The 23,685-nt window shown below is 59.0% G+C and carries 23 protein-coding genes; 21 read left to right on the forward strand and 2 right to left on the reverse strand.

Annotated elements, in window-relative coordinates; translation table 11 throughout:
• Nucleotides 1-16 precede the first annotated feature (16 nt).
• The 7 genes from D7S44_RS03310 (at nucleotide 17) to flgL (ending at nucleotide 7,148) form a co-directional block, all read left to right on the forward strand.
• Nucleotides 17-775, forward strand: coding sequence for a flagellar basal body rod protein FlgF (locus D7S44_RS03310; RefSeq protein ID WP_120452017.1), 759 nt, complete (start codon nucleotides 17-19; stop codon nucleotides 773-775).
• Between the two features lie 15 nt (nucleotides 776-790).
• Complete coding sequence (flgG, locus tag D7S44_RS03315; RefSeq protein ID WP_120452019.1) at nucleotides 791-1,573, forward strand: flagellar basal-body rod protein FlgG; 783 nt, start codon at nucleotides 791-793, stop codon at nucleotides 1,571-1,573.
• 63 nt (nucleotides 1,574-1,636) lie between these two features.
• Nucleotides 1,637-2,347, forward strand: coding sequence for a flagellar basal body L-ring protein FlgH (locus tag D7S44_RS03320; RefSeq protein WP_120452021.1), 711 nt, complete (start codon nucleotides 1,637-1,639; stop codon nucleotides 2,345-2,347).
• A 19-nt stretch (nucleotides 2,348-2,366) separates the two neighbouring features.
• A complete protein-coding gene (locus D7S44_RS03325; protein WP_269949175.1) occupies nucleotides 2,367-3,467 on the forward strand; it encodes a flagellar basal body P-ring protein FlgI in 1,101 nt (366 codons plus the stop codon).
• A 2-nt stretch (nucleotides 3,468-3,469) separates the two neighbouring features.
• Nucleotides 3,470-4,408: a flagellar assembly peptidoglycan hydrolase FlgJ gene (flgJ, locus tag D7S44_RS03330; protein WP_120452025.1), complete on the forward strand. Its 939-nt coding sequence runs from the start codon at nucleotides 3,470-3,472 to the stop codon at nucleotides 4,406-4,408.
• A gap of 122 nt (nucleotides 4,409-4,530) precedes the next feature.
• Nucleotides 4,531-6,171, forward strand: a complete 1,641-nt coding sequence (flgK, locus tag D7S44_RS03335; protein WP_120452027.1) for a flagellar hook-associated protein FlgK — start codon at nucleotides 4,531-4,533, stop codon at nucleotides 6,169-6,171.
• A gap of 11 nt (nucleotides 6,172-6,182) precedes the next feature.
• Nucleotides 6,183-7,148 (forward strand): flagellar hook-associated protein FlgL, encoded by a 966-nt coding sequence (flgL, locus tag D7S44_RS03340; protein ID WP_120452029.1) that lies wholly within the window; start codon nucleotides 6,183-6,185, stop codon nucleotides 7,146-7,148.
• A gap of 221 nt (nucleotides 7,149-7,369) precedes the next feature.
• Here the strand turns inward: flgL and rne are convergent, their stop codons facing one another.
• Entirely contained in the window at nucleotides 7,370-10,645 is a 3,276-nt protein-coding gene (gene rne / locus D7S44_RS03345; RefSeq protein WP_120452031.1) for a ribonuclease E, read from the reverse strand.
• A 570-nt stretch (nucleotides 10,646-11,215) separates the two neighbouring features.
• On the opposite strand from rne, the gene rluC reads away from it, so the two are divergent.
• Nucleotides 11,216-12,172 carry a 23S rRNA pseudouridine(955/2504/2580) synthase RluC gene (gene rluC, locus D7S44_RS03350; protein ID WP_120452033.1) on the forward strand — a complete coding sequence of 319 codons (957 nt, stop codon included), beginning with the start codon at nucleotides 11,216-11,218 and terminating at the stop codon, nucleotides 12,170-12,172.
• Nucleotides 12,173-12,185: 13 nt separating this feature from the next.
• Here rluC and D7S44_RS03355 read toward each other — a convergent pair whose 3' ends face one another.
• Nucleotides 12,186-12,770 carry a Maf family protein gene (locus D7S44_RS03355; RefSeq protein WP_120452035.1) on the reverse strand — a complete coding sequence of 195 codons (585 nt, stop codon included), beginning with the start codon at nucleotides 12,768-12,770 and terminating at the stop codon, nucleotides 12,186-12,188.
• Nucleotides 12,771-12,910: 140 nt separating this feature from the next.
• On the opposite strand from D7S44_RS03355, the gene yceD reads away from it, so the two are divergent.
• From yceD to D7S44_RS03420, 13 genes are all read left to right on the forward strand, one after another.
• Complete coding sequence (gene yceD / locus D7S44_RS03360; RefSeq protein ID WP_120452037.1) at nucleotides 12,911-13,432, forward strand: 23S rRNA accumulation protein YceD; 522 nt, start codon at nucleotides 12,911-12,913, stop codon at nucleotides 13,430-13,432.
• A 14-nt stretch (nucleotides 13,433-13,446) separates the two neighbouring features.
• Complete coding sequence (gene rpmF / locus D7S44_RS03365) at nucleotides 13,447-13,617, forward strand: 50S ribosomal protein L32 (RefSeq protein ID WP_007885783.1); 171 nt, start codon at nucleotides 13,447-13,449, stop codon at nucleotides 13,615-13,617.
• Between the two features lie 25 nt (nucleotides 13,618-13,642).
• A complete protein-coding gene (gene plsX, locus D7S44_RS03370) occupies nucleotides 13,643-14,683 on the forward strand; it encodes a phosphate acyltransferase PlsX (protein ID WP_120452039.1) in 1,041 nt (346 codons plus the stop codon).
• Nucleotides 14,684-15,637 carry a beta-ketoacyl-ACP synthase III gene (locus D7S44_RS03375; protein ID WP_120452041.1) on the forward strand — a complete coding sequence of 318 codons (954 nt, stop codon included), beginning with the start codon at nucleotides 14,684-14,686 and terminating at the stop codon, nucleotides 15,635-15,637. It begins immediately after the preceding gene.
• Nucleotides 15,638-15,653: 16 nt separating this feature from the next.
• Nucleotides 15,654-16,586 carry an ACP S-malonyltransferase gene (gene fabD / locus D7S44_RS03380; protein ID WP_120452043.1) on the forward strand — a complete coding sequence of 311 codons (933 nt, stop codon included), beginning with the start codon at nucleotides 15,654-15,656 and terminating at the stop codon, nucleotides 16,584-16,586.
• A gap of 10 nt (nucleotides 16,587-16,596) precedes the next feature.
• Nucleotides 16,597-17,331 (forward strand): 3-oxoacyl-ACP reductase FabG, encoded by a 735-nt coding sequence (gene fabG / locus D7S44_RS03385; RefSeq protein ID WP_120452045.1) that lies wholly within the window; start codon nucleotides 16,597-16,599, stop codon nucleotides 17,329-17,331.
• 153 nt (nucleotides 17,332-17,484) lie between these two features.
• Nucleotides 17,485-17,721 carry an acyl carrier protein gene (gene acpP, locus D7S44_RS03390; protein ID WP_025901771.1) on the forward strand — a complete coding sequence of 79 codons (237 nt, stop codon included), beginning with the start codon at nucleotides 17,485-17,487 and terminating at the stop codon, nucleotides 17,719-17,721.
• An 84-nt stretch (nucleotides 17,722-17,805) separates the two neighbouring features.
• Nucleotides 17,806-19,047: a beta-ketoacyl-ACP synthase II gene (gene fabF, locus D7S44_RS03395; RefSeq protein ID WP_120452046.1), complete on the forward strand. Its 1,242-nt coding sequence runs from the start codon at nucleotides 17,806-17,808 to the stop codon at nucleotides 19,045-19,047.
• Between the two features lie 120 nt (nucleotides 19,048-19,167).
• Nucleotides 19,168-19,980: an aminodeoxychorismate lyase gene (gene pabC, locus D7S44_RS03400; RefSeq protein ID WP_120452048.1), complete on the forward strand. Its 813-nt coding sequence runs from the start codon at nucleotides 19,168-19,170 to the stop codon at nucleotides 19,978-19,980.
• Nucleotides 19,977-20,996 (forward strand): endolytic transglycosylase MltG, encoded by a 1,020-nt coding sequence (mltG, locus tag D7S44_RS03405; RefSeq protein ID WP_120452049.1) that lies wholly within the window; start codon nucleotides 19,977-19,979, stop codon nucleotides 20,994-20,996. Before pabC ends, mltG begins: the two co-directional genes overlap by 4 nt.
• Entirely contained in the window at nucleotides 20,986-21,618 is a 633-nt protein-coding gene (tmk, locus tag D7S44_RS03410; RefSeq protein WP_120452051.1) for a dTMP kinase, read from the forward strand. Before mltG ends, tmk begins: the two co-directional genes overlap by 11 nt.
• Nucleotides 21,615-22,604 (forward strand): DNA polymerase III subunit delta', encoded by a 990-nt coding sequence (holB, locus tag D7S44_RS03415; RefSeq protein ID WP_120452053.1) that lies wholly within the window; start codon nucleotides 21,615-21,617, stop codon nucleotides 22,602-22,604. Before tmk ends, holB begins: the two co-directional genes overlap by 4 nt.
• Nucleotides 22,605-22,622: 18 nt before the next feature.
• Nucleotides 22,623-23,414 (forward strand): metal-dependent hydrolase, encoded by a 792-nt coding sequence (locus D7S44_RS03420; RefSeq protein ID WP_120452055.1) that lies wholly within the window; start codon nucleotides 22,623-22,625, stop codon nucleotides 23,412-23,414.
• Nucleotides 23,415-23,685 lie beyond the last annotated feature (271 nt).

The following is a 23,685-nucleotide window of genomic DNA, read 5'->3' on the forward strand; positions in this document are numbered from 1 at the left end:
CTAACGGGATTGCTTTATGGATCACGCGATATATACCGCGATGGGCGCGGCCAGCCAGACGCTGGATCAGCAGGCCGTAACGGCCAGCAACCTCGCCAATGCCTCAACGCCAGGCTTTCGCGCGCAGCTCAACGCGCTACGCGCGGTGCCGGTCAGCGGCTGGTCGCTGCCGACGCGCACCCTGGTGGCTGCCTCGACGCCCGGCGCCGATATGAGCCAGGGCGCGATGGACAATACCGGACGCACGCTGGATGTGGCGATGGGGCAGGATGGCTGGCTGGCGGTACGCACCGCCGACGGCAGCGAAGCCTATACCCGCAACGGCAATATGCAAATCAGCTCGACCGGCATTCTGACCGTGCAGGGCAATCCCGTTATGGGCGATGGCGGCCCAATCGCGATACCGCAGGGCGCTGAACTGACTATCGCCGCGGATGGCACCATCACCTCGCGTAATGCGGGCGATGCGCCTAACGCGACGGTGCAGATCGGCCGTCTGAAACTGGTGAAGGCCACTGGCAAAGAGCTGCAGCGCGGTGACGACGGCATGTTCCGTCCCACCCAGGCGACGCAGGCGACGCGCGGCGCGGCGCTGGCCAGTGACGCCACGGTGCAGGTGATGCCGGGCGTGCTGGAGGGCAGCAATGTCAAGCCGGTCGAAACCATGGTCGATATGATCGCCAACGCCCGACGTTTTGAGATGCAGATGAAAGTCATCACCAACGTCGACGAAAACGAACAAAAAGCCAACCAGCTGCTTAACATGAGCAGCTAAGGCAGAGGAAAAAAGATGATTCGTTCTTTATGGATCGCCAAAACCGGTCTTGACGCCCAGCAAACCAATATGGACGTCATCTCCAACAACCTGGCAAACGTCAGCACGAACGGTTTTAAACGTTCGCGCGCGGTTTTTGAAGATCTGATGTACCAGACTCTGCGCCAGCCGGGCACCCAGTCTTCCGAGCAGACCACGCTGCCGTCGGGCCTGCAGATCGGTACCGGCGTCCGTCCGGTCACTACCGAACGTCTGCATACCCAGGGCAACCTGTCGCAGACCAGCAACTCCAAAGACGTGGCGATCAATGGCCAGGGCTACTTTGAAGTACAGCTGCCGGACGGCACCTCCGCCTATACCCGCGACGGTTCGTTCCAGGTGGATCAAAACGGTCAGCTGGTGAACAACGCCGGCTATCCGGTACAGCCAGGCATTACCATCCCGGCTAACGCCACCAGCATCACTATTTCGCGCGACGGCGTAGTGAGCGTGACGCAGCAGGGCCAGACCAACCCGGCTCAGGTAGGGCAGCTGACGCTCAGCACCTTTATTAACGACGCCGGTCTCGACAGCATGGGTGAAAACCTTTACCAGGAAACCCAGGCGTCAGGCGCGCCAACCCAGAGCACGCCGGGTCAGAACGGCGCGGGTCTGCTCTATCAGGGTTATGTGGAAACCTCTAACGTCAACGTGGCGGAAGAGTTGGTTACCATGATCCAGACGCAGCGCGCTTACGAAATCAACAGCAAGGCGATCAGCACCTCCGATCAAATGCTGCAGAAATTAACACAGATTTAATTCCGGTTATCAGGGCCAGCGCAGGCTGGCCTGAAGTCAACACATCTATAAGGTCGTGACTCCGTGGCGAAGCAACTGAATATTAAGCCTGGACATTGGTTGGTGGCGGTCGTGCTGCTGACCCTTAACGGTTGTGCGTTAGTGCCGCGCACGCCGCTGGTGGCAGGCGCAACGACGGCACAGCCTCTGCCTTCCGCGCCGCCGGTGGTCAACGGCTCTATTTTCCAGGGCGTCGCGCCGCTCAACTACGGCTATCAGCCGCTGTTTGAGGATCGTCGTCCGCGCAATATCGGCGATACGCTCACCATTACGCTGCAGGAGAACGTCAGCGCCAGCAAGAGCTCCTCAGCCAACGCGACCCGCGACGGCAGCGCCAGCTTCGGCCTCGATGCCATTCCGACCGGCCTGAATGGCCTGGTTGGCGCCGACGGCGCCAAAGCCAACCTGGGCGCCAACGGCAAAAACGATTTCGCAGGTAAAGGCGGCGCAACCGCCAACAACACCTTTACCGGCACCATTACCGTCACCGTGAATCAGGTACTGTCAAACGGCAACCTGCACGTCGTCGGCGAGAAACAGATCGAGATCAACCAGGGCACCGAATTTATTCGCTTCTCCGGCGTGGTGAACCCTCGCACCATCAGCGCCAGCAACTCGGTATTGTCGACGGCGGTGGCCGATGCCCGTATCGAATATGTCGGCAATGGTTATATCAACGAAGCGCAGACGATGGGCTGGTTCCAGCGTTTCTTCCTGAACATCTCGCCGATGTAATGAGGTCATGATGAAAAGTATGAAAAGTTTACTGCTGGGCCTGAGTCTGGCATTCGGCCTCAGCCTGAGCGCCCACGCGGATCGCATTCGCGATCTGACCAGCGTACAGGGCGTGCGCGATAACCAGCTGATCGGCTACGGCCTGGTCGTGGGCCTCGATGGCACCGGCGACCAGACCACCCAGACGCCGTTCACCACGCAGACCGTCAGCAACATGCTCTCCCAGCTCGGGATTACCGTGCCGCAGGGCACCAACATGCAGCTGAAAAACGTCGCGGCGGTTATGGTGACGGCACAATTGCCCGCCTTCGCCCGTCAGGGACAAACCATCGACGTGGTGGTCTCGTCGCTGGGTAACGCCAAAAGTCTGCGCGGCGGCACGCTGGTGATGACGCCGATGAAAGGCGTCGATAACCAGGTTTACGCGCTGGCCCAGGGCAATATTCTGGTCGGCGGCGCAGGCGCGTCAGCGGGCGGCAGCAGCGTGCAGGTTAACCAGCTTAACGGCGGCCGCATCACCGGCGGCGCAACCGTCGAGCGCGAACTGCAAAGCAACTTCGGCAGCCAGAACACCCTTAACCTGCAGCTGAACAATGAAGATTTCTCGATGGCGCAGCGTATCGCCGATGCCATCAACGCACGCGGCGGCTACGGTATGGCGACGGCGCTCGATGCCCGTACCGTACAGGTGCGCGTATCGCCCAACAACAGCTCTCAGGTTCGCATGCTGGCGGAGATCCAGAACATCGACGTCTCTATCCCGGTTGAAGACGCCAAGGTGATCATCAACTCGCGTACCGGCTCGGTGGTGATGAATCGTGAAGTGACGCTGAACACCTGTGCGGTGGCGCAGGGCAACCTGTCGGTCACGGTCAACCAGTCGCAAAACGTCAGCCAGCCGAATACGCCATTTGGCGGCGGTCAGACGGTGGTAACACCGCAAACGCAGATCGATATGCGTCAGAGCGGCGGCGCGCTGCAGCACGTCAGCGCCAGCGCCAACCTGAACAACGTGGTGCGCGCGCTCAATGCGTTAGGCGCCTCGCCAATCGAACTGATGTCCATTCTGCAATCGATGCAGAGCGCGGGCTGTCTGCGCGCCAAACTGGAAATTATCTGACGATGGATACGCAATCGCTGATGAACGCGGCTTTTGACAGCCGCTCGCTGAACGACCTGAAGCGCGAAGCCAGCACCGACCCGAAAGGCAAGGCGCTACAGGTCGCGAAGCAGGTCGAGGGAATGTTTGTGCAGATGATGATGAAGAGCATGCGCGAAGCGCTGCCGCAGGACGGTATCTTCAGCAACGAATCGACCAAAATGTTTACCTCAATGTACGATCAGCAGATTGCGCAGGAGATCGGCAAACGCGGACTGGGTATGGCCGATCTTATCGTCAAGCAGATGCAGCCGGCGCAGGAGCCCGACGAGCGCGCCGGCACGGTGCCAATGCCGCTCGACGAGAGCTTTATCTACAGCGCGGCGGCCTCAAGCCAGCTGGAACAAATGGTGCGCAAGGCAGTGCCACGCCTGCCGGTTTCCCCCGCAAACCTGCCGGCTGACAGCAGCGAGTTTATCGCCCAGCTGGCGCAGCCCGCGCAGGCCGCCAGCGCCCAAAGCGGTATTCCGCACCACCTGATCCTGGCGCAGGCAGCGCTGGAGTCGGGCTGGGGCCAGCGCCAGATCCTGACCCGCGACGGCAAGCCGAGCTATAACGTGTTCGGCATCAAGGCGAGCGGCGACTGGAAGGGCGAGACCACCGATATCATGACCACCGAGTATGATCAGGGCGAGGCGAAGAAGGTGCGCGCCAGCTTCCGCGTCTATCACTCCTATTTCGAGGCGCTGACCGACTACGTGAAACTGCTTTCGAACAACCCGCGCTACGCCGCCGTCACCACCGCGCAGAGCGCCGAACAGGGCGCGCAGGCGCTGCAGGCCGCCGGTTACGCTACCGATCCGAAATATGCCCAGAAACTGGTGGGAATGATCCAGCAATTCAAAAATATGGGCGACAAAGTCGTGAAGGCGTACAGCAAAGATTTAACCGATCTCTTCTGAAGCTTAAGCCTCAAGTTTCACTTAAGCGCGCCGATAATACCAGCAGATGCCAGACGCGTTTTTTGCGCACGGGCGAGCACTGATGACTGCCAGCCCGCTTAACGGGAAAGAAAGGAACCGAGATGTCCAGCATAATAAACTCTGCGATGAGTGGGCTGAGCGCCGCACAGGCGGCGCTGAGCACAACCAGCAATAACATCACTAACTACACGGTCGCGGGCTACTCGCGCCAGACGATTCAGTTGGCGCAGGCGAACAGCACGCTGCAGGGCAACAGCTATTACGGCAACGGCGTCAACGTCAGCGGCGTGCAGCGCGAGTATGACGAGTTCATTACGGCGCAGCTGCGCGGTTCCAGCGCCACCTACAGCGCAGCTAATACCCAGTATTCGCAGATCTCCAACATCGACGATCTGCTCTCGACCTCGACCACCAGCCTCTCTACGTCGATTCAGGGCTTCTTTACTAACCTGCAGAACGTGGTGAGCAACGCGAACGACCCCTCTGCGCGCCAGTCGATGCTGAGCAATGCCCAGGGTCTGGTAAACCAGTTCCAGACTACCGCGCAGTATCTGACCAATATGCAGGGCAGCGTCAACACCGATGTCGCCTCAAACGTTGATCAGATCAATACCTACACCAGCCAGATCGCCGACCTTAACAAGCAGATCGGCAAGCTCAGCACCGCAAGCGGCGCGCAGCCGAACGATCTGATGGATCAGCGCGATCAGCTGGTGAACAACCTGAATAACATCGTCGGGGTGAGCGTCTCTAAGCAGGACGGCAACTATATCGTCTCCATGGGTAGCCTGACGCTGGTCAACGGCAACAAAGCCACCAGCCTGGTGGCGATGCCTTCCAGCAGCGATCCGACGCGTACCGCCGTCGGCTATGTCGATAACAGCGCAGGCAACGTCGAGATCGCCGATAAGAGCATTACCACCGGCTCGTTAGGCGGCCTGTTGACTTTCCGTTCGCAGGACCTCGACACCGCGCAAAACCAGCTCGGCCAGCTGGCGGCCGCTTTTACCACCAGCTTTAACGCGGTGCATAAGCAGGGCTATGACAGCAACGGCGATCAGGGCACTGACTTTTTCACCATCGGCAGCCCGACCGTACAGAGCAACAGCAAAAACAGCTCGTCCACAACCGTGACGGCAGCCTGGACCGATACCAGCGCGCTAAAAGCCTCCAACTACACCGTGAGCTATGACGGCAGCAGCTGGAACGTTACGCGCGCCTCCGACAACGTGAAGATCACTGCGACGGCGGGCACGGACGCGTCCGGCAACGCCACGCTGAGCTTCGACGGTCTGCAGCTGACCGTGAACGGCACGCCGAGCGCGCAGGACAGCTTCCTGGTGAAGCCGGTGCAGAACGTGATTGGCGATATGTCTGTCGCCATTACCAGTGAATCGCAGATTGCCGCAGCAGGCGCGACCGGCGGCGAAAGCGACAACCGCAACGCCCAGAAGCTGCTGGCTCTGCAGGACGCGAAAGTCGTGAACGGCAACGCCACACTGTCCCAGGCTTACGCCAGCATCGTCAGCACCGTTGGCAACAAAACCAGCACGCTGGAAACCGCCAGCACTACTCAGAAAAACGTGGTGGATCAGCTGACCGATCGCCAGCAGTCGGTCTCCGGCGTCAACCTCGACGAAGAGTACGCCAACCTGACCAAATATCAGCAGTACTACATGGCGAACGCGCAGGTGCTGCAAACCGCCAGCTCGATTTTCGACGCGCTGCTTAACATCCGCTAAGGAAAAGAACCATGCGACTCAGTACAAACATGATTTTTAACCAGCAGGTGCGCGGTATCAGCGATTCGCAAGCCTCCTGGCTGAAAGTCGGCGAGCAGCTCTCCAGCGGCCGCCGCGTTAACAATCCATCAGACGATCCTATCGCTGCGTCACGCTCGGTGGTGCTGGCGCAGACCCAGGCGCAGAGCAGCCAGTACGCGCTGGCGCGCACCTTTGCGAACCAGGGGCTGTCGATGGAAGAGAACACGCTCAGCAGCGTGACCAGCACCATTCAGGATGCGCAGACGCTGATCGTTTACGGCTCTACCGGCACGCTGAGCGACGACGACCGCGGCTCAATCGCCACCCAGCTGGAGGGCCTGCGCTCTCAGCTGCTGAACCTGGCAAACAGCAAAGATGGTAACGGCCGCTATATCTTCGCCGGTTACAAAACAGACAGCGCGCCGTTTGCAGACAACGGCAGCGGCGCAGTGAGCTATACAGGCGGCACCGACGCGATTACGCAGAAGGTCGATACCAGCCGCACCATGACTGTGGGACACACCGGCGACGATATCTTTATGTCGATCACCGGCAACGCGACCAAAGAGCCGGACGGCAGCGCCAGCGAAACCAATCTTTTTAACATGCTCGACAGCGCGATTGCCGCACTGAAGACGCCGCAGGCGGATGCTGACGCCGCTACGCAAAAGACCTTCCAGGATGCGATGGATAAAACTAACCGCGGCCTGGGCAACTCGCTGAATAACGTGCTGACCGTGCGTTCTGAAATCGGCACCCAGCTCTCTGAGCTGAGCACGCTGGATGGGCAGGGCGACGATCGCGACGTTATCCTGAACACCGAAATGAGCAACCTGGTCGATACGGACTACACCTCGGCTATCTCCAGCTACACCATGCAGCAAACGGCGCTTCAGGCCTCTTACAAGACCTTTACCGACATGTCCAAACTGTCGCTGTTCCAGCTTAACGCCTGACAATAAAAAGGAATTCGAGCATGCCTGAACCGGACATGCTCATTTTGTCCCACGACCCTGACCGGTATCGTGGGATTTTTTTTGCCTGTAACAGGGCGCTGCGACGAAAGAAGAGATGGGCAGGCTGATGCGCACGGTGCAAGCGGTTACCTCACCCGTGCTGGCCCAGAGACAGAAATAAAAAACCCCGGCAAGCCGGGGTTTTACTGTGTTGCGTCAGATTATTCCGCGCTTTCAGGTCGGGTCGCAGGCGCGGTGGCCTGATGCGTCGCGCTGTGACCGCCAGCGGAGCCTTTGCCCTCGAAGGCGAACGGCGAACGTACCCAGTCGCTGTGGCGTACCGGCTCCGGCTGCCAGGCTGGTGCCGGCGCTTTGGTCATCGGCGCGGTGGCGTGATGCGTAAAGCGGACGGCAACTTCCTGCGGCGCGGCGTCGCGCGCCGGGACGGGCGCATGCGGTTCGCTGATCGGCTCAGGTTTGCTTTCCGCCGCAACCGGCGCGTTCAGCACTTCCTCAACCTGCGCTTCTGCTTCCGGCGTGACGTCATGCGCGGCTTCAGCGGCGATCTCGGTAGCGACAGCAGGCGTCTCTTCCTCGACCGGGGCGGCCGGAACAGCCTGTTCGGCAATCGCTTCCGCTTTCGCTTCGTCAGCGGCCGGGATAACGGCAGGCTCATGGTTCACCGGCGCGTCAATCGGCGTGGTGTTATCCGTATTAACCAGCGTTACCGGCGTTTCCGCCTGCGGTTCAGCCTGATGCACCTCGTCAGCAATCTGCGGCGCGATCTCTTCCGCGGCGACCGGCAGCGCAATGACGTCTGCGGTCTCTTGCTGGCTGTAATCCGGCGCTTCCTGCTGCGGCTGCTGAGCCTCAACTGGCTGTGCGACCGGATAACGTACCCAGACTTTGCCGGATGCCATCTCTGGCGAAGCAGCGGCAGCGGCAAGCGGCATGGCGGACTCGGTCGGATAGCGCTCGTCACGGTAGCGACGACGACGCTGGCCGCTGACGCGCAGGTGGCGCGGCGAACGGCGCGAGCGGCGTGGCATATTGCCGTTGTCGCGGCTTTCCGCCTCATCCTGATCGTTCAGCACAGGCTCTTCGCTCTGCGGCAGGCTGCGCGCCACTTCTGGCTGCGGCTCGACAGCTTCAGCTACCGGCTGCTCGCTCTCGTCGATAATGCGCACTTTCTGCGCCAGCTGGCGCGGTTTGCGGCGCGGCATGACCTGAACGCGCTCTTCTTCCTGCGCTTCCGGCGTCTCGACCACTTCAGCAACAGCCTGCTCGACGACTTTGCTCGCTTCCTGCTGCGCGCGTTTCTCTTCCTGACGACGACGCTGACGCTCAGCGCGCTGTTCGCGACGCTGCTGCTGTTGCTCTTCACGCTGCTGGCGCGCTTCGTCGCTCAGAACAGGGCTGCGCTCTTCGCGTGCCTCATTCTGCGGCGCCTGGCGCTTATTGCGGCGGTTATCGGCGTTATCGCGCGGCTCGCGGCCTTCACGCGGCTCACGGCTTTCGCGTGGTTCGCGCGGTTCACGGTTTTCACGCGGCTCGCGGCTTTCGCGCGGCTCGCGGTTTTCGCCGTTGCGCGGCGTACGCTCGCGACGGTTATTGTTGCGGCGGTTGTTGCGACGATCGCCGCGCTCTTTGGCGCTGCTGTCGCTCTCTTCACTGCTGGTCTGCGGCGTCGGCGTCGCTTCTACGGCCGGTGCAGCCGGTGCGGCTTCATTGCTGCCGAACAGCTTTTTCAGCAGGCGGCTGAAGAAACCGGTGCCGGTAGTGCTGGTGCTTGCTGCGGCCGGTGTCGCGGCGGCGGCGGCAGGTTTGGCCGCAGGCTGCACATCGGCTTTCGGCTGTTCTGCCGGGGTCTCTGCAGGCACAGGCGGCGCGTCAGGCATCACAAAAGCGGCCAGCGCAGGCTGCTCAGGACGACGGCGCTCGGCATGTTCCTCTTCAGACGGCATCGCCATTTCGGCTTCATGCAGCTTCGGCAGGTGATAGCTGAGGGTCTGCGTTTCTTCGCCTTTACGTACGCGCAGCACGGAGTAGTGCGGCGTTTCCATCCGGTCGTCCGGCACGATAATGGCGCGGACGCCGCCCTGGCGCTTCTCAATCGCGTTCACCGCTTCACGTTTTTCGTTCAGCAGGTAAGAGGCGATCTGCACCGGAACAATGGCGTGCACCTCTTTGGTGTTGTCTTTCAGCGCTTCTTCTTCAATCAGGCGCAGAATAGAAAGCGACAGTGATTCGTTGTCACGGATGGTGCCGGTGCCGCTACAGCGCGGGCAGACATGATGGCTCGACTCGCCCAGCGACGGGCTGAGGCGCTGACGCGACATCTCCAGCAGGCCAAAGCGTGAAATATGGCTGATCTGAATGCGCGCGCGATCCTGACGTACCGCTTCGCGCAGGCGATTTTCCACCGCGCGCTGATGGCGCACCGGCGTCATATCGATAAAGTCGATAACGATCAGGCCGCCCAGGTCGCGCAGACGCAGTTGGCGCGCGATCTCATCGGCGGCTTCCAGGTTGGTGTTGAACGCTGTCTCTTCGATATCGCCGCCGCGCGTGGCGCGCGCCGAGTTGATATCGATGGCGGTCAACGCTTCGGTACTGTCGATAACGATAGAGCCGCCGGAAGGCAGGCGCACTTCGCGCTGGAAGGCGGACTCAATCTGCGATTCGATCTGATAATGGCTGAACAGCGGGATTTCGCCGGTGTAGAGCTTGATCTTGCTGCTGAAGTCGGGACGACCGAGGGCGGCGATATGCTGGCGCGCCAGCTCAAGCACCTTCGGGTTGTCGATCAGAATCTCGCCGATATCCTGGCGCAGATAGTCGCGGAAGGCGCGTACGATAACGTTGCTTTCCTGATGGATCAGGAAGGGAGCGGGGCGGTTTTCTGCGGCTTTCTTGATCGCTTCCCAGTGTTTCAGACGGAAGCTCAGATCCCACTGCAGCGCGTCGGCGGATTTACCTACGCCCGCGGTGCGCACAATCAGACCCATACCGTCCGGCAGCTCCAGCGAGGAGAGCGCCTCTTTCAGCTCGGTGCGATCGTCGCCTTCGATGCGGCGAGAGATGCCGCCCGCGCGGGGGTTATTCGGCATCAGCACCAGATAGCTGCCCGCCAGAGAGATAAAAGTGGTCAGCGCCGCGCCTTTATTGCCGCGCTCCTCTTTATCAATCTGAACGATCACTTCCTGACCTTCGCGCAGCACGTCTTTAATATTCGGACGGCCTTGTGCGTTGTAGCTGGCAGGGAAGTATTCGCGGGAGATTTCTTTCAGGGGGAGAAAACCGTGGCGCTCGGCGCCGTAATCGACAAACGCAGCTTCAAGGCTGGGTTCAATGCGGGTAATTTTACCTTTGTAGATGTTGGCTTTTTTCTGTTCGTGTCCGGGGCTTTCGATATCCAGATCGTACAGACGTTGTCCATCAACCAGGGCAACGCGCAACTCCTCCTGCTGAGTTGCATTAATTAACATTCTTTTCATCGTTTCTGACTCGTTATTCTCACATGAGTGATAAAGCTGCGGGCATAGTTACCCTGGACGAGTTTTGACCGATGGCCCCGTGACTAAGTGCTTTACGTCAACCTCCCGGTTGTCGACTGCGCGAGGGGCGCAAATAACGTCGGTGGCCTGTTTTTCATAAGGGAAAACAGCGCCGTTGCGCTGAAATGCCGGAGAGAAACTGATAACTCCTGCATCTCAAAATTCCGTCCAGGCCGCAACCCGCAGCCCGCTAAGTGCCTGAATTAACATCACGTCTTACGCCATTGCTGCGTGTCCGTTTCATCCGGCAAAATGACTAATTAGCTCTTTTTCTGGCCTGAAGTGCATCAGACGAGAAACTTAAGCATTATTCCATTGCTAACCTTCATATAGCAAGGCGACTTTTATCGCCTGATGAAGATTAGTGATGCATAACACCTTAATATGTCGGACGAATGAGCAGGCTGCTGAAAAAGCCAGCGCACGCTGCGCTTTTTCGCGCGACAAGAGGAGAGTTAAGCACAGAAAAAGGGGTGGCGCTATCACAGGACACTATTTAGAATCGCCGCCATGAAAACTGAGAATCCTGGCGTACAGCTTGTCGCCATCACGGCTGAAAATGCCGGACAACGCATTGATAACTTTTTACGCACCCAGCTTAAGGGCGTGCCGAAAAGCATGATTTACCGCATTCTGCGTAAAGGCGAGGTGCGGGTGAATAAAAAGCGCATCAAGCCTGAATACAAGCTGGAAGCGGGCGACGAGGTGCGCATTCCGCCGGTGCGTGTCGCCGAGCGCGAAGAGCAGGCCGTTTCGCCTAAGCTGGAGAAGGTGGCGGCGCTGGCGGAAGCGATCATCTTTGAAGATGACCATATCTTGGTGCTGAACAAGCCGTCCGGCACGGCGGTGCATGGCGGCAGCGGACTGAGCTTTGGCGTAATCGAAGGGCTGCGCGCGCTGCGTCCGGAGGCGCGTTTCCTTGAGCTGGTGCATCGCCTCGATCGCGATACCTCCGGCGTGCTGCTGGTCGCCAAAAAGCGGTCGGCGCTGCGCTCGCTGCATGAGCAGCTGCGCGAAAAGGGGATGCAAAAAGATTACCTGGCGCTGGTGCGCGGCAGCTGGCCCTCACACCTGAAAGTGGTGCAGGCGCCGCTGCTGAAGAATATTCTGCAGAGCGGCGAACGCATAGTGCGCGTCAGCAGCGAAGGCAAGCCGTCGGAAACGCGCTTTAAAGTCGAAGAGCGCTTCGCCTTCGCCACGCTGGTCAAGGCAAGCCCGGTTACCGGCCGTACTCACCAGATCCGCGTCCATACGCTGCATGCCGGTCATCCTATCGCCTTCGACGACCGCTATGGCGAGCGCGAATTCGACAGTCAGCTGGCCGCTACCGGGCTGCGTCGTTTGTTCCTGCATGCCGCCGCGCTGACGTTTACTCATCCCAACAGCGGTGAGACGCTGCGTTTAGAAGCGCCGCTTGATGAAGAGCTTAAACGCTGCCTGAAGGCGCTGCGTCAGCAGAAAAGCTAACGCAGGGTCGGCGTCACCCCAGCGGGTTGATGCCGACCGTCCGCAACATGCTGTTAAGCGCGATGAGCGGCAGGCCGACCAGCGTGTTCGGGTCGCGCCCCTCCAGCCGTTCAAACAGGCAAATCCCCATCCCTTCGCTTTTAAAACTCCCTGCACACTGTAAAGGCTGCTCTTTTTCTATATAGGTGCGGATCTCCTCATCACTGAGAGGGCGGAAGTGCACCACAAAAGGTTCGCAGCACTGCAATAGCCGCTGGCTGCGGGGATGGTAGAGCGCCAGTCCGGTGTAAAAGGTGATGGCGTTGCCGCTCGCCTGACGTAGCTGCGCAAAGGCGCGCGCGGGGGTATGCGGCTTGCCGGTAATCGCGCCGTTGAGCACGCATACCTGATCCGAGCCGATAATCCAGCTATCGGGATAGTCGGCGGCCAGCGCCTGCGCTTTGGCGACGGCGAGGCGCGTGACCAGCGTTTCCGCATCTTCACCGGCGTGCGGCGTTTCATCCACCTCTGGCGCAGCGGTAATAAAAGGCAGGCCGAGCTTGCCTAATAATGCCTGGCGGAAAGGCGAGGTTGAGGCTAAAAGAATTGAGACAGGCATTTTTTCACAATAGTAATGGCGAATTGGTGACACTCATTTTAAACTGTGCGCCGCACTGGATGCGAATAACTGGTGAAAGATGCTGTTACACGGCCTTTTTCTTTGACTCTATGACGTTACAAAGTTAATATGCGCGCCCTATGCAAAAGGTAAAATTACCCCTGACGCTGGATCCGGTCCGCGCCGCTCAAAAACGCCTCGATTATCAGGGCGTTTACACCCCTGAACAGGTGGAGCGCGTAGCCGACTCAGTTGTTAGTGTGGACAGTGACGTGGAATGTGCCATGTCGTTTGCGGTTGACAGCCAGCGCCTCGCCGTACTGCAAGGTACAGCGGATGTGCAGGTTACATTGCGCTGTCAGCGCTGCAACCAGCCGTTTCCTCACTCTGTCCACGTAAGCTATTGCTTCAGTCCTGTCTCAAATGATGAGCAGGCCGAGGCACTGCCGGAAGCCTACGAGCCGATCGACGTCGATGATTTTGGCGAAGTCGATCTGCTGGCGGTGATCGAGGATGAAATCATTCTCGCCCTGCCGGTCGTTCCGGTGCATGATTCTGAACACTGTGAAGTGTCCGAGGCGGACATGGTCTTTGGCAAATTGCCTGCAGAGGCGGAAAAACCAAACCCATTTGCCGTATTAGCCAGTTTAAAGCGTAAGTAATAGGAGTAAGGTCCATGGCCGTACAACAGAATAAACCCACCCGTTCTAAGCGTGGTATGCGTCGTTCGCACGATGCGCTGACCACCGCTGCCCTGTCTGTAGATAAAGTTTCTGGCGAAACGCATCTGCGTCACCACATCACTGCGGATGGCTACTACCGCGGTCGCAAGGTTATCACCAAGTAAGACTTGCGCTTAGCAAGGTGATACTTTGACACGTTTGACCCTGGCTATTGATGCCATGGGCGGGGATTTCGGTCCCTGCGTGACAGTGCCTGCAGCATTGCAGGCACTGGCCTCTCATTCGCATCTCAATCTTCTTCTGGTCGGCATTCCCGACGACATCACTCCATTGCTTGCCAAAGCGGATTCCTCCTTACTGGGGCGTTTGCAGGTTGTTCCTGCGGAGTCAGTTATTGCAAGCGATGCGCGGCCCTCACAGGCGATCCGCAACAGCCGCGGCAGCTCAATGCGCATTGCGCTGGAGCTGGTGAAAGAGGGACGAGCGCAGGCCTGTGTCAGCGCCGGCAATACCGGCGCCCTGATGGGGCTGGCGAAATTAATGATAAAACCGCTGGACGGCATTGAACGCCCGGCGTTAATGACCGTGCTGCCGCATCAGCAGCGCGGTAAAACGGTAGTGCTGGATTTAGGCGCTAACGTTGAGTCGGACAGCGAAATGCTGGTGCAGTTTGCCGTAATGGGCGCGGTGATGGCGGAAGAAGTATTAGCGATCCCCAATCCTCGCGTCGCGCTGCTCAATATTGGTCAGGAAGAGACCAAAGGGCTGGAGAGTATCCGCGGCGCCGCCAGTATGCTAAAAGCATCCGAACACATTAACTATATTGGTTACCTGGAAGGCAACGACCTGCTTACCGGCAAGACAGATGTGCTGGTGTGTGACGGATTCGTCGGCAACGTCACGCTGAAAACCATGGAAGGCGTGGTAAGAATGTTCCTTTCCCTGCTGAAATCTTCAGGGGAGGGGAAAAAACGGTCATGGTGGCTGAAGCTGCTGGGGCGCTGGATTCAGAAACGTCTGGCGCAGCGCTTCGGGCATCTCAACCCCGACCAGTATAATGGCGCTTGTCTGTTAGGATTGCGCGGAACAGTGATCAAAAGCCATGGCGCAGCGAATCAACGCGCCTTCGCCGTGGCGATAGAGCAGGCAGAGCAGGCGGTGCGACGGCAGGTTCCCGAACGAATCGCCGCGCGCCTTGATGCTGTATTAGCCAGGAGTGACAAAGCCTAGATGTTTACCAAAATTATCGGTACGGGCAGCTATTTGCCTAGCCAGGTGCGTTCGAATGCGGATCTGGAAAAAATGGTGGAGACGTCGGACGAGTGGATCGTAACCCGCACCGGCATCCGCGAGCGCCGCATTGCCGCGCCGGATGAAACCGTGGCCAGCATGGGCTTCGCCGCCGCGCAGCGCGCGCTGGAGATGGCGGGCGTAGAGGCCAGCGAGATCGGACTGATTATCGTCGCCACCACCTCATCCAGCCATGCGTTCCCCAGCTCGGCCTGCATGATCCAGCAGATGCTGGGCATCAACGACTGCGCCGCATTCGATCTGGCAGCGGCCTGCGCAGGCTTTACCTACGCTCTGAGCGTCGCGGACCAGTACATCAAAAACGGCGCGGTAAAACACGCGCTGGTGATTGGCTCCGACGTGCTGGCGCGCACCCTTGACCCGAACGATCGCGGCACCATTATTCTGTTCGGCGACGGCGCGGGCGCCGTGGTATTAGGCGCGAGCGAAGAGCAGGGCATCATCTCTACTCACCTGCACGCTGACGGCCGTTATGGCCAGCTGCTGACGCTCCCTTACCAGAATCGCGCCCATCAGGACGAACCCGCCTATCTCACCATGGCTGGCAACGAAGTCTTTAAAGTCGCGGTGACCGAACTGGCGCACATCGTTGACGAAACGCTGCAGGCAAACAATCTCGATCGCGAAATGCTCGACTGGCTGGTGCCGCATCAGGCTAACCTGCGCATCATCAGCGCGACGGCGAAAAAACTTGGCATGGGCATGGACAAAGTGGTGGTCACGCTGGACCGTCACGGCAATACCTCGGCGGCCTCGGTGCCCAGCGCGCTGGATGAAGCCGTACGCGACGGCCGTATCAAACCCGGACAACTGATTCTGCTGGAAGCCTTTGGTGGCGGTTTCACCTGGGGTTCTGCACTGGTTCGCTTTTGATTCACAGGAACTGAAGATGACGCAATTTGCATTTGTTTTTCCCGGTCAGGGTTCACAGACCGTCGGCATGCTGTCAGAGCTGGCGGCAAGCTATCCGCAAGTGGAAGAGACCTTCCGCGAAGCGTCTGACGCGCTGGGATATGATTTGTGGCAGCTGGTCAGCAACGGACCGGCTGAAGAGCTGAATAAGACCTGGCAGACGCAGCCTGCGCTGCTGGCCGCTTCCGTCGCGATCTATCGCGTCTGGCAACAGCAGGGCGGCAAGCAGCCGTCGCTGATGGCGGGTCACAGCCTGGGCGAATACTCCGCATTGGTGTGCGCAGGCGTTATTGATTTCGCCGATGCGATCAAGCTGGTGGAGCTGCGCGGCAAACTGATGCAGGAAGCGGTGCCGGAAGGCACCGGCGCGATGCAGGCGATTATCGGCCTGGATGACGCCTCGATTCGCAAAGCGTGCGAAGAGAGCGCGCAGGGGCAGGTGGTTTCGCCGGTTAACTTCAACTCGCCGGGTCAGGTGGTGATCGCCGGAAATAAAGAGGCGGTCGAGCGTGCGGGCGCAGCCTGTAAAGCCGCTGGCGCGAAGCGTGCGCTGCCGCTGCCGGTCAGCGTGCCGTCGCACTGCGCGCTGATGAAGCCCGCAGCGGACAAGCTGGCGGTCGCGCTGGAAAAGATAACTTTCAACGCGCCGTCCGTTCCGGTGGTGAACAACGTTGACGTAAAATGCGAAAGCGATGCGGCGGCGATCCGTCACGCATTGGTGCGTCAGCTTTATAGCCCGGTTCGCTGGACCGAGAGCGTAGAATTTATGGCGTCACAGGGCATTACTCAGCTGCTGGAAATGGGACCGGGCAAAGTGCTGACGGGTCTGACCAAACGCATTGTGGACAGCCTGACGGCGGCAGCGGTAAACGATCCGACGTCGCTTTCTGCGGCCCTTGAACAGGAATAAGAGGAAAATCATGAGCTTTGAAGGTAAAGTTGCGCTGGTAACAGGCGCGAGCCGCGGTATCGGCCGCGCTATCGCGGAAACGCTGGTTGCACGCGGCGCCAAAGTTGTCGGCACCGCGACAAGCGAAAGCGGCGCAGAAGCCATCAGTGCTTACCTCGGCGATAACGGCAAAGGTCTGCTGCTGAATGTGACCGATCCCGCATCGATCGACAGCGTGCTGGAGAAGGTTCGCGCAGAATTTGGCGAAGTAGATATTTTGGTCAATAATGCAGGCATTACGCGTGATAATCTGTTGATGCGCATGAAAGACGACGAATGGGCGGATATCCTGGATACCAACCTGACGTCGGTTTTCCGTCTGTCTAAGGCAGTTATGCGCGCCATGATGAAAAAACGTGTGGGTCGTATCATTACCATCGGTTCCGTTGTTGGCACCATGGGCAACGCGGGCCAGGCAAACTACGCAGCAGCCAAGGCGGGTTTGATTGGCTTTAGCAAATCACTGGCGCGCGAAATTGCGTCACGTGGCATTACCGTAAACGTCGTGGCACCGGGCTTTATTGAGACGGACATGACGCGTGCACTGAGCGAAGAGCAACGTTCCGGCATTTTGGCGCAGGTTCCGGCAGGTCGTTTAGGCGACGCGCAGGAAATCGCCAATGCTGTTGCATTTTTAGCCTCTGACGAAGCAGCCTACATCACGGGTGAGACGCTGCACGTCAATGGCGGCATGTACATGGTCTGATATTCACGAAATCATTTGCATTATTTGCGGTAAAAACCGCAAAATAGCGTAAAATCGTGGTTCGACCAGCCGGGATTTTGTTGCATCTTTTTCAACATTTTATACACTACGAAAACCATCGCGAAAGCGAGTTTTGATAGGAAATTAAATAGTATGAGCGATATCGAACAACGCGTTAAGAAAATCATTGCTGAGCAGCTGGGTGTGAAAGAGGACGAAGTAACTAACTCTGCATCTTTCGTTGAAGACCTGGGTGCTGATTCTCTTGACACCGTTGAGCTGGTAATGGCTCTGGAAGAAGAGTTTGATACTGAGATTCCAGACGAAGAAGCTGAGAAAATCACTACCGTTCAGGCAGCGATCGACTACATCAATAGCCACCAAGGCTAATGAATATCTTCAGGCGGTCGCTCGACCGCCTGAGTTTTATGCTTGTCCCACAGAGTTTATATTTCCCCTCCCTGGAGGACGAACGTGTCTAAGCGTCGTGTAGTTGTGACCGGTCTTGGCATGTTGTCTCCTGTCGGCAAAACCGTAGAGTCTACCTGGAGTGCTCTCCTTGCCGGTCAGAGCGGCATTAACCTGATCGACCATTTTGATACGAGTGCCTACGCAACCCGATTTGCTGGCATTGTAAGAGATTTTAATTGTGATGAAATCATCTCGCGCAAAGATCAGCGCAAGATGGATGACTTCATCCAATACGGTATTGTTGCCGGCGTGCAGGCTATGCAGGATTCGGGTCTGGTCGTGACCGATGAGAACGCTGGTCGTATCGGCGCGGCGATTGGTTCCGGCATCGGCGGACTGGGTCTGATTGAAGAGAACCACACCTCGCTGGTCAACGGCGGTCCGCGCAAAATCAGTCCGTTCTTTGTTCCTTCGACCATCGTCAATATGGTTGCAGGGCACCTGACGATTATGTACGGCCTGAAAGGCCCCAGTATCTCTATCGCGACAGCCTGTACTTCAGGCGTGCACAACATCGGCCATGCGGCGCGCATTATCGCCTATAACGATGCTGACGTGATGCTGGCGGGCGGCGCAGAAAAGGCCAGCACCCCACTGGGTGTCGGCGGCTTTGGCGCTGCGCGCGCGCTCTCTACGCGCAACGATAACCCGCAGGCGGCAAGCCGTCCGTGGGATAAAGATCGTGATGGCTTCGTGCTGGGCGACGGCGCAGGCATTATCGTGCTGGAAGAGTATGAGCACGCTAAAAAACGCGGCGCGAAGATCTATGCGGAAATTGTCGGCTTTGGCATGAGCAGCGATGCTTACCACATGACTTCGCCGCCGGAAAATGGCGCAGGCGCAGCGCTGGCGATGGAAAATGCGCTGCGTGATGCGCAGCTGTCGCCGGAGCAGATCGGCTACGTTAACGCGCACGGCACGTCTACGCCAGCGGGTGACAAAGCAGAAGCGCAGGCGGTAAAAACCATTTTCGGCGCTGCAGCGAAAACCGTTATGGTCAGCTCGACCAAATCAATGACCGGCCATCTGCTGGGTGCGGCAGGCGCGGTAGAGTCTATCTACTCGATCCTGGCGCTGCGCGACCAGGCCGTTCCGCCGACTATCAATCTGGATAACCCGGATGAGGGTTGCGATCTCGACTTCGTGCCCCACACGGCGCGTCAGGTCAGCGGCCTGGAGTACACGCTGTGTAACTCCTTCGGCTTCGGCGGCACTAACGGCTCGTTGATCTTCCGTAAAGTCTGACGATTCACGTTCTGGCAAAAGGCCCGCAAATGCGGGCCTTTTTTCTATTCAGAAAGGCTCTGAAACGGATTATCACAATACAAAGCGCTACCATAGCGCTTTTCCTTGCGGGAGAGCCCCATGTGGATCAACGGAACGGAGCAACTTACTCTCTCAGCCAGCGATCGCGCGACGCAGTTTGGTGATGGCTGCTTTACCACGGCGGCGGTCGATAATGGCCATATTCAGCTGCTGGACGCGCACCTGCGGCGGCTGCGCCAGGGCTGCGAACGGCTGATGATGCCCGAGGTTGACTGGACGCGGCTGGAGAGAGAAATGCGCGTTGCCGCGCAGCCGCACAAGCAGGCGGTACTAAAAGTCATTATCAGCGCTGGCTCAGGCGGACGCGGCTACAGCCGCACAGGTGGCAGCGGCGCCACGCGCATCGTCTCGATTGCGCCATGGCCGCACCATTATCTGCCGCTGCAGGCGCAGGGCGTTAAGCTGCAAACCAGTCCGGTCCGGCTGGCGCAGAACCCGCTGCTGGCGGGCATTAAGCACCTGAATCGCCTGGAGCAGGTGTTGATCCGCGCGCATCTCGACCAGAGCGACGCCGACGAGGCGCTGGTGCTTGACACTGCGGGCTACGTGGTGGAATGCTGTGCGGCCAATTTATTCTGGCGGCAGGGCGATCGTATCTTTACGCCCGACCTGACGCAGTCCGGCGTCGATGGCGTCATGCGGCGCTATCTGATGGCGCAAATGGCCGCCGCAGGCCAGATTTGTCATGTGGTACGCTGCGAGCCAGCGCAGCTGCTGGCGGCCGACGAAATCGTTATCTGCAATGCCCTGATGCCGGTGTTGCCGGTGCGGCAGCTGGACGACAGATTATTCAGCGAACGCACGCTTTACCGCCGGTTACAGGAAAGCGGCTATTTAATGGAAGCAAAATGAGTCGAACTAAAAAAATTTTCGCCGTCGCTGCGGCGATTTTGATCCTTGCGGCGGCCTTTAGCTACTGGCAGATCCAGCGCTTCGCCGCGGCTCCGTTAACCATTGACCAGGAAACTATCTATACCTTGCCGGCGGGCACCGGCCGGGTAGCGCTGGAAGCGCAGCTGGAGAGCCAGCATCTTATTCCGCAGAGCATCTGGTTTGGCCCGCTGCTTAAGCTGGAGCCGGAACTGGCCCGATTTAAAGCGGGCACCTACCGGCTGGAGAAAGGAATGACGGTGCGGGCGCTGCTGCAGCTGCTCGCCAGCGGTAAAGAGGCGCAGTTTCCGCTGCGGCTGGTAGAAGGCCAGCGTCTTAATGAATGGCTCGCCGAGCTGCGCGCCGCCCCCTATCTCCGACACACGCTGAAAGATGATCAGTTCGCCACGCTGGCGAAAACGCTTAATATCGATCCGCTGGCGCTGGAAGGGAGCTTCTATCCGGATACCTATCTCTATACCGCCAATACCAGCGACATTGCGCTGCTGCAGCGCGCGCATGCCCGCATGACGGCGCTGGTGGACCAGATCTGGCGGGAGCGCATGGCGGATTTGCCCTACAAAAATCCGCAGGAGATGGTGACCATGGCGTCGGTCATTGAGAAAGAGACCGCCGTCAGCGCCGAACGCGCGCGCGTCGCCTCAGTGTTTATCAACCGGCTGCGCACCGGCATGAAGCTGCAAACCGATCCCACAGTGATTTACGGCATGGGCGATAAATATACAGGCACGCTGACGCGTAAAGACCTTGAGACGCCGACCGATTACAATACCTACACGATTAACGGTTTGCCGCCAGGCCCGATCGCCGCGCCGAGCAAAGCCTCGCTGGAAGCGGCGGCACATCCGGAAAAAACCAGTTACCTCTATTTTGTCGCCGACGGCAAGGGCGGTCACACCTTTACCACCAATCTTGCCAGTCATAACCAGGCGGTACAGGCTTACCGGCAAACGCTAAAGGAAAAAGATGAAAAGTAAGTTTATCGTCATTGAAGGCCTGGAAGGCGCCGGGAAAACCACTGCGCGCGAGGCGATTGTCGCCACGCTGCGCGAACGGGGCATTCAGGATATCGTGTTCACCCGCGAGCCGGGCGGCACACCGCTGGCGGAGCAGCTGCGCGTCCTGGTGAAGCAGGGCATCGAAGGCGAGCAGGTGACTGACAAAGCGGAGCTGCTAATGCTCTATGCCGCGCGCGTGCAGCTGGTCGATACCGTCATTAAGCCCGCCCTGGCGCGCGGCGCATGGGTGATTGGCGATCGGCACGATCTCTCTTCGCAGGCCTACCAGGGCGGCGGACGCGGAGTGGACAGCGCGCTGATGCGCACCCTGCGTGATGCCGTGCTGGGCGATTTCCGTCCCGATCTTCAGCTCTATCTCGACGTTACGCCGGAAATTGGCCTGCAGCGGGCCCGGGCGCGCGGCGAGCTGGATCGCATCGAGCAGGAATCGCTGCGCTTTTTTGAACGCACTCGCGAGCGCTATCTGGCGCTGGCGGCCGAGGACCGCAGCATCCTGACCGTGGACGCCACGCAGCCGCTCGCCAGCGTTACCCAGGCGATTAAAGCGACGTTGACGCGCTGGCTGGAACAGCAGGCATGAACTGGTATCCGTGGCTGAACCAGCCTTACCGCTATATCATCGGTCAGCACCAGGCGGGTCGCGCCCATCATGCGCTGCTGATTCAGGCGATCGCGGGCATGGGGGATGATGCGCTGGTGTGGGGCGTCAGCCGCTGGCTGATGTGCCAGCAGCCGGACGGGCTGAAAAGCTGCGGCCTCTGTCACGGCTGCCAGCTGATGCAGGCGCAGACGCATCCCGACTGGTATCGGCTGGAGGCGGAAAAAGGCAAAAGCACGCTGGGTATTGACGCGGTGCGCCAGGTAACGGAGACGCTCTATCATTTCGCCCAGCAGGGCGGTGCGAAAATCGTCTGGCTTCCCGATGCCGCGCAGCTGAGCGAATCAGCGGCGAATGCGCTGTTAAAAACCCTGGAAGAGCCGCCGGCCAATAGCTGGTTTTTTCTCAGCAGCCGTGAACCTTCGCGACTGTTAGCCACGCTGCGCAGTCGCTGTATGGCGCTCTCTCTGGCGCCGCCGGATGAGGCGCAAAGCCTGCAGTGGCTGAGCAAGCAAACACCGCAGGAGACGGCCGCGTTACAGACTGCGCTGCGCCTCAGCGCGGGCGCGCCGGCGGCGGCGCTACAGCTGCTGGAGCCTGCGCGCTGGCAGGCGCGCCAGACGTTGTGCGACGCGCTGCCAGCCGCGCTGCAGCAGGATATTCTGTTGCTGCTTCCGGCGCTCAACGCCGAGGATGTCGCCGCGCGCATCAGCTGGCTGATGGCGCTGCTGGTGGATGCGATCAAATGGCAGCAGGGCGCGACGCGCTGGCTGAGCAATCCCGATCGGCAGGATGTGGTTGCGCTGCTGTCAGAGACCTTCTCCGCCCGGGCGCTGGATGAGAGCGCGCGCGAGTGGATGCAGTGCCGGGAACAGCTGCTCCACGTGGCCGCCGTTAACCGCGAACTTCTGTTAACCGACCGACTTCTGAGCTGGGCTGACAAACGTAAGCCCGGCGTAGTCGCTTAACGACAAAACGAGACCGTTATGTTTATTGTGGATTCACACTGCCATCTTGATGGCCTGGATTATGAAAAGAACCATCGCGATCTCGATGACGTGATCGCTAAAGCTGCCGCGCGCGACGTGAAATTTATGCTGGCGATCGCCACCACGCTGCCAGGTTTTCATACGCTGAAAGCGCTGGTCGGCGAGCGCGAAAATATTGCACTCTCAGTAGGCGTGCACCCGCTGAATCAGGAAGAGCCTTACGACGTGGAAGAGTTTCGTCGTCTGGCCGCCGATCCGCGCGTCGTGGCGCTGGGTGAAACCGGCCTCGACTACTATTATCAGCAGGAAACTAAGGCGCAGCAGCAGATGTCGTTCCGCGAGCATATCCGCACCGGTATTGCGCTGAACAAGCCGATTATCGTGCATACCCGCGACGCGCGCGACGATACGCTGGCTATCCTGCGCGAAGAGCAGGTTGAGCGCTGCGGCGGCGTGCTGCACTGCTTTACCGAAGATCAGGCGACGGCGGCGAAGCTGCTGGATATGGGTTTCTACATCTCTTTTTCCGGCATTGTGACCTTCCGTAACGCCGAACAGCTGCGCGAAGCGGCGCGCTATGTTCCGCTGGATCGCATGCTGGTGGAAACCGATTCGCCTTATCTGGCGCCGGTGCCGTATCGCGGCAAAGAGAACCAGCCAGCTTATACGCGCGACGTAGCGGAGTATCTTGCCGTGCTGAAAGGGGTAGATATTGAAACCCTGGCTGCCGCCACCACGCAGAACTTCTCTACGCTTTTCCGCGTGCCGTTAAGCCGACTCGGTGGTTAAGGTTTTATTTCATAGTCTGTAATAATTCGATAATAACGATTAATAGCCCTGCTTTTTAAGGCAGGGCTACTGTTTTATGGGGGTAAACCGCGCGCTGTCAGTCAGAATATACTGATATCCAGCGCCATGTTTCCTGGAAACGTGATAGTCATCAAAGTAACGCCAGCTGATTTATTTTACCCTTCGTAATAATTACAAGGCGGTCACCGCCAGACGGGTTGCGGATCCTCCCCCACGACCCAGCGCACTGCGCAAAATCGCACTCATACTC

The sequence above is a fragment of the Pantoea piersonii genome, assembly GCF_003612015.1.
Classification (GTDB): Bacteria; Pseudomonadota; Gammaproteobacteria; order Enterobacterales; family Enterobacteriaceae; genus Pantoea; species Pantoea piersonii.

Excerpts from the sequence above, each read along its gene's own strand:
- D7S44_RS03310 (WP_120452017.1), top strand. The coding sequence starts at position 17 with ATGGATCACGCGATATATACCGCGATGGGCGCGGCCAGCCAGACGCTG.
- flgG (WP_120452019.1), top strand. The coding sequence starts at position 791 with ATGATTCGTTCTTTATGGATCGCCAAAACCGGTCTTGACGCCCAGCAA.
- D7S44_RS03325 (WP_269949175.1), top strand. The coding sequence starts at position 2,367 with ATGAAAAGTTTACTGCTGGGCCTGAGTCTGGCATTCGGCCTCAGCCTG.
- flgJ (WP_120452025.1), top strand. The coding sequence starts at position 3,470 with ATGGATACGCAATCGCTGATGAACGCGGCTTTTGACAGCCGCTCGCTG.
- flgK (WP_120452027.1), top strand. The coding sequence starts at position 4,531 with ATGTCCAGCATAATAAACTCTGCGATGAGTGGGCTGAGCGCCGCACAG.
- flgL (WP_120452029.1), top strand. The coding sequence starts at position 6,183 with ATGCGACTCAGTACAAACATGATTTTTAACCAGCAGGTGCGCGGTATC.
- rne (WP_120452031.1), bottom strand. The coding sequence starts at position 10,645 with ATGAAAAGAATGTTAATTAATGCAACTCAGCAGGAGGAGTTGCGCGTT.
- rluC (WP_120452033.1), top strand. The coding sequence starts at position 11,216 with ATGAAAACTGAGAATCCTGGCGTACAGCTTGTCGCCATCACGGCTGAA.
- D7S44_RS03355 (WP_120452035.1), bottom strand. The coding sequence starts at position 12,770 with ATGCCTGTCTCAATTCTTTTAGCCTCAACCTCGCCTTTCCGCCAGGCA.
- yceD (WP_120452037.1), top strand. The coding sequence starts at position 12,911 with ATGCAAAAGGTAAAATTACCCCTGACGCTGGATCCGGTCCGCGCCGCT.
- rpmF (WP_007885783.1), top strand. The coding sequence starts at position 13,447 with ATGGCCGTACAACAGAATAAACCCACCCGTTCTAAGCGTGGTATGCGT.
- D7S44_RS03375 (WP_120452041.1), top strand. The coding sequence starts at position 14,684 with ATGTTTACCAAAATTATCGGTACGGGCAGCTATTTGCCTAGCCAGGTG.
- fabD (WP_120452043.1), top strand. The coding sequence starts at position 15,654 with ATGACGCAATTTGCATTTGTTTTTCCCGGTCAGGGTTCACAGACCGTC.
- fabG (WP_120452045.1), top strand. The coding sequence starts at position 16,597 with ATGAGCTTTGAAGGTAAAGTTGCGCTGGTAACAGGCGCGAGCCGCGGT.
- acpP (WP_025901771.1), top strand. The coding sequence starts at position 17,485 with ATGAGCGATATCGAACAACGCGTTAAGAAAATCATTGCTGAGCAGCTG.
- pabC (WP_120452048.1), top strand. The coding sequence starts at position 19,168 with ATGTGGATCAACGGAACGGAGCAACTTACTCTCTCAGCCAGCGATCGC.
- mltG (WP_120452049.1), top strand. The coding sequence starts at position 19,977 with ATGAGTCGAACTAAAAAAATTTTCGCCGTCGCTGCGGCGATTTTGATC.
- tmk (WP_120452051.1), top strand. The coding sequence starts at position 20,986 with ATGAAAAGTAAGTTTATCGTCATTGAAGGCCTGGAAGGCGCCGGGAAA.
- holB (WP_120452053.1), top strand. The coding sequence starts at position 21,615 with ATGAACTGGTATCCGTGGCTGAACCAGCCTTACCGCTATATCATCGGT.
- D7S44_RS03420 (WP_120452055.1), top strand. The coding sequence starts at position 22,623 with ATGTTTATTGTGGATTCACACTGCCATCTTGATGGCCTGGATTATGAA.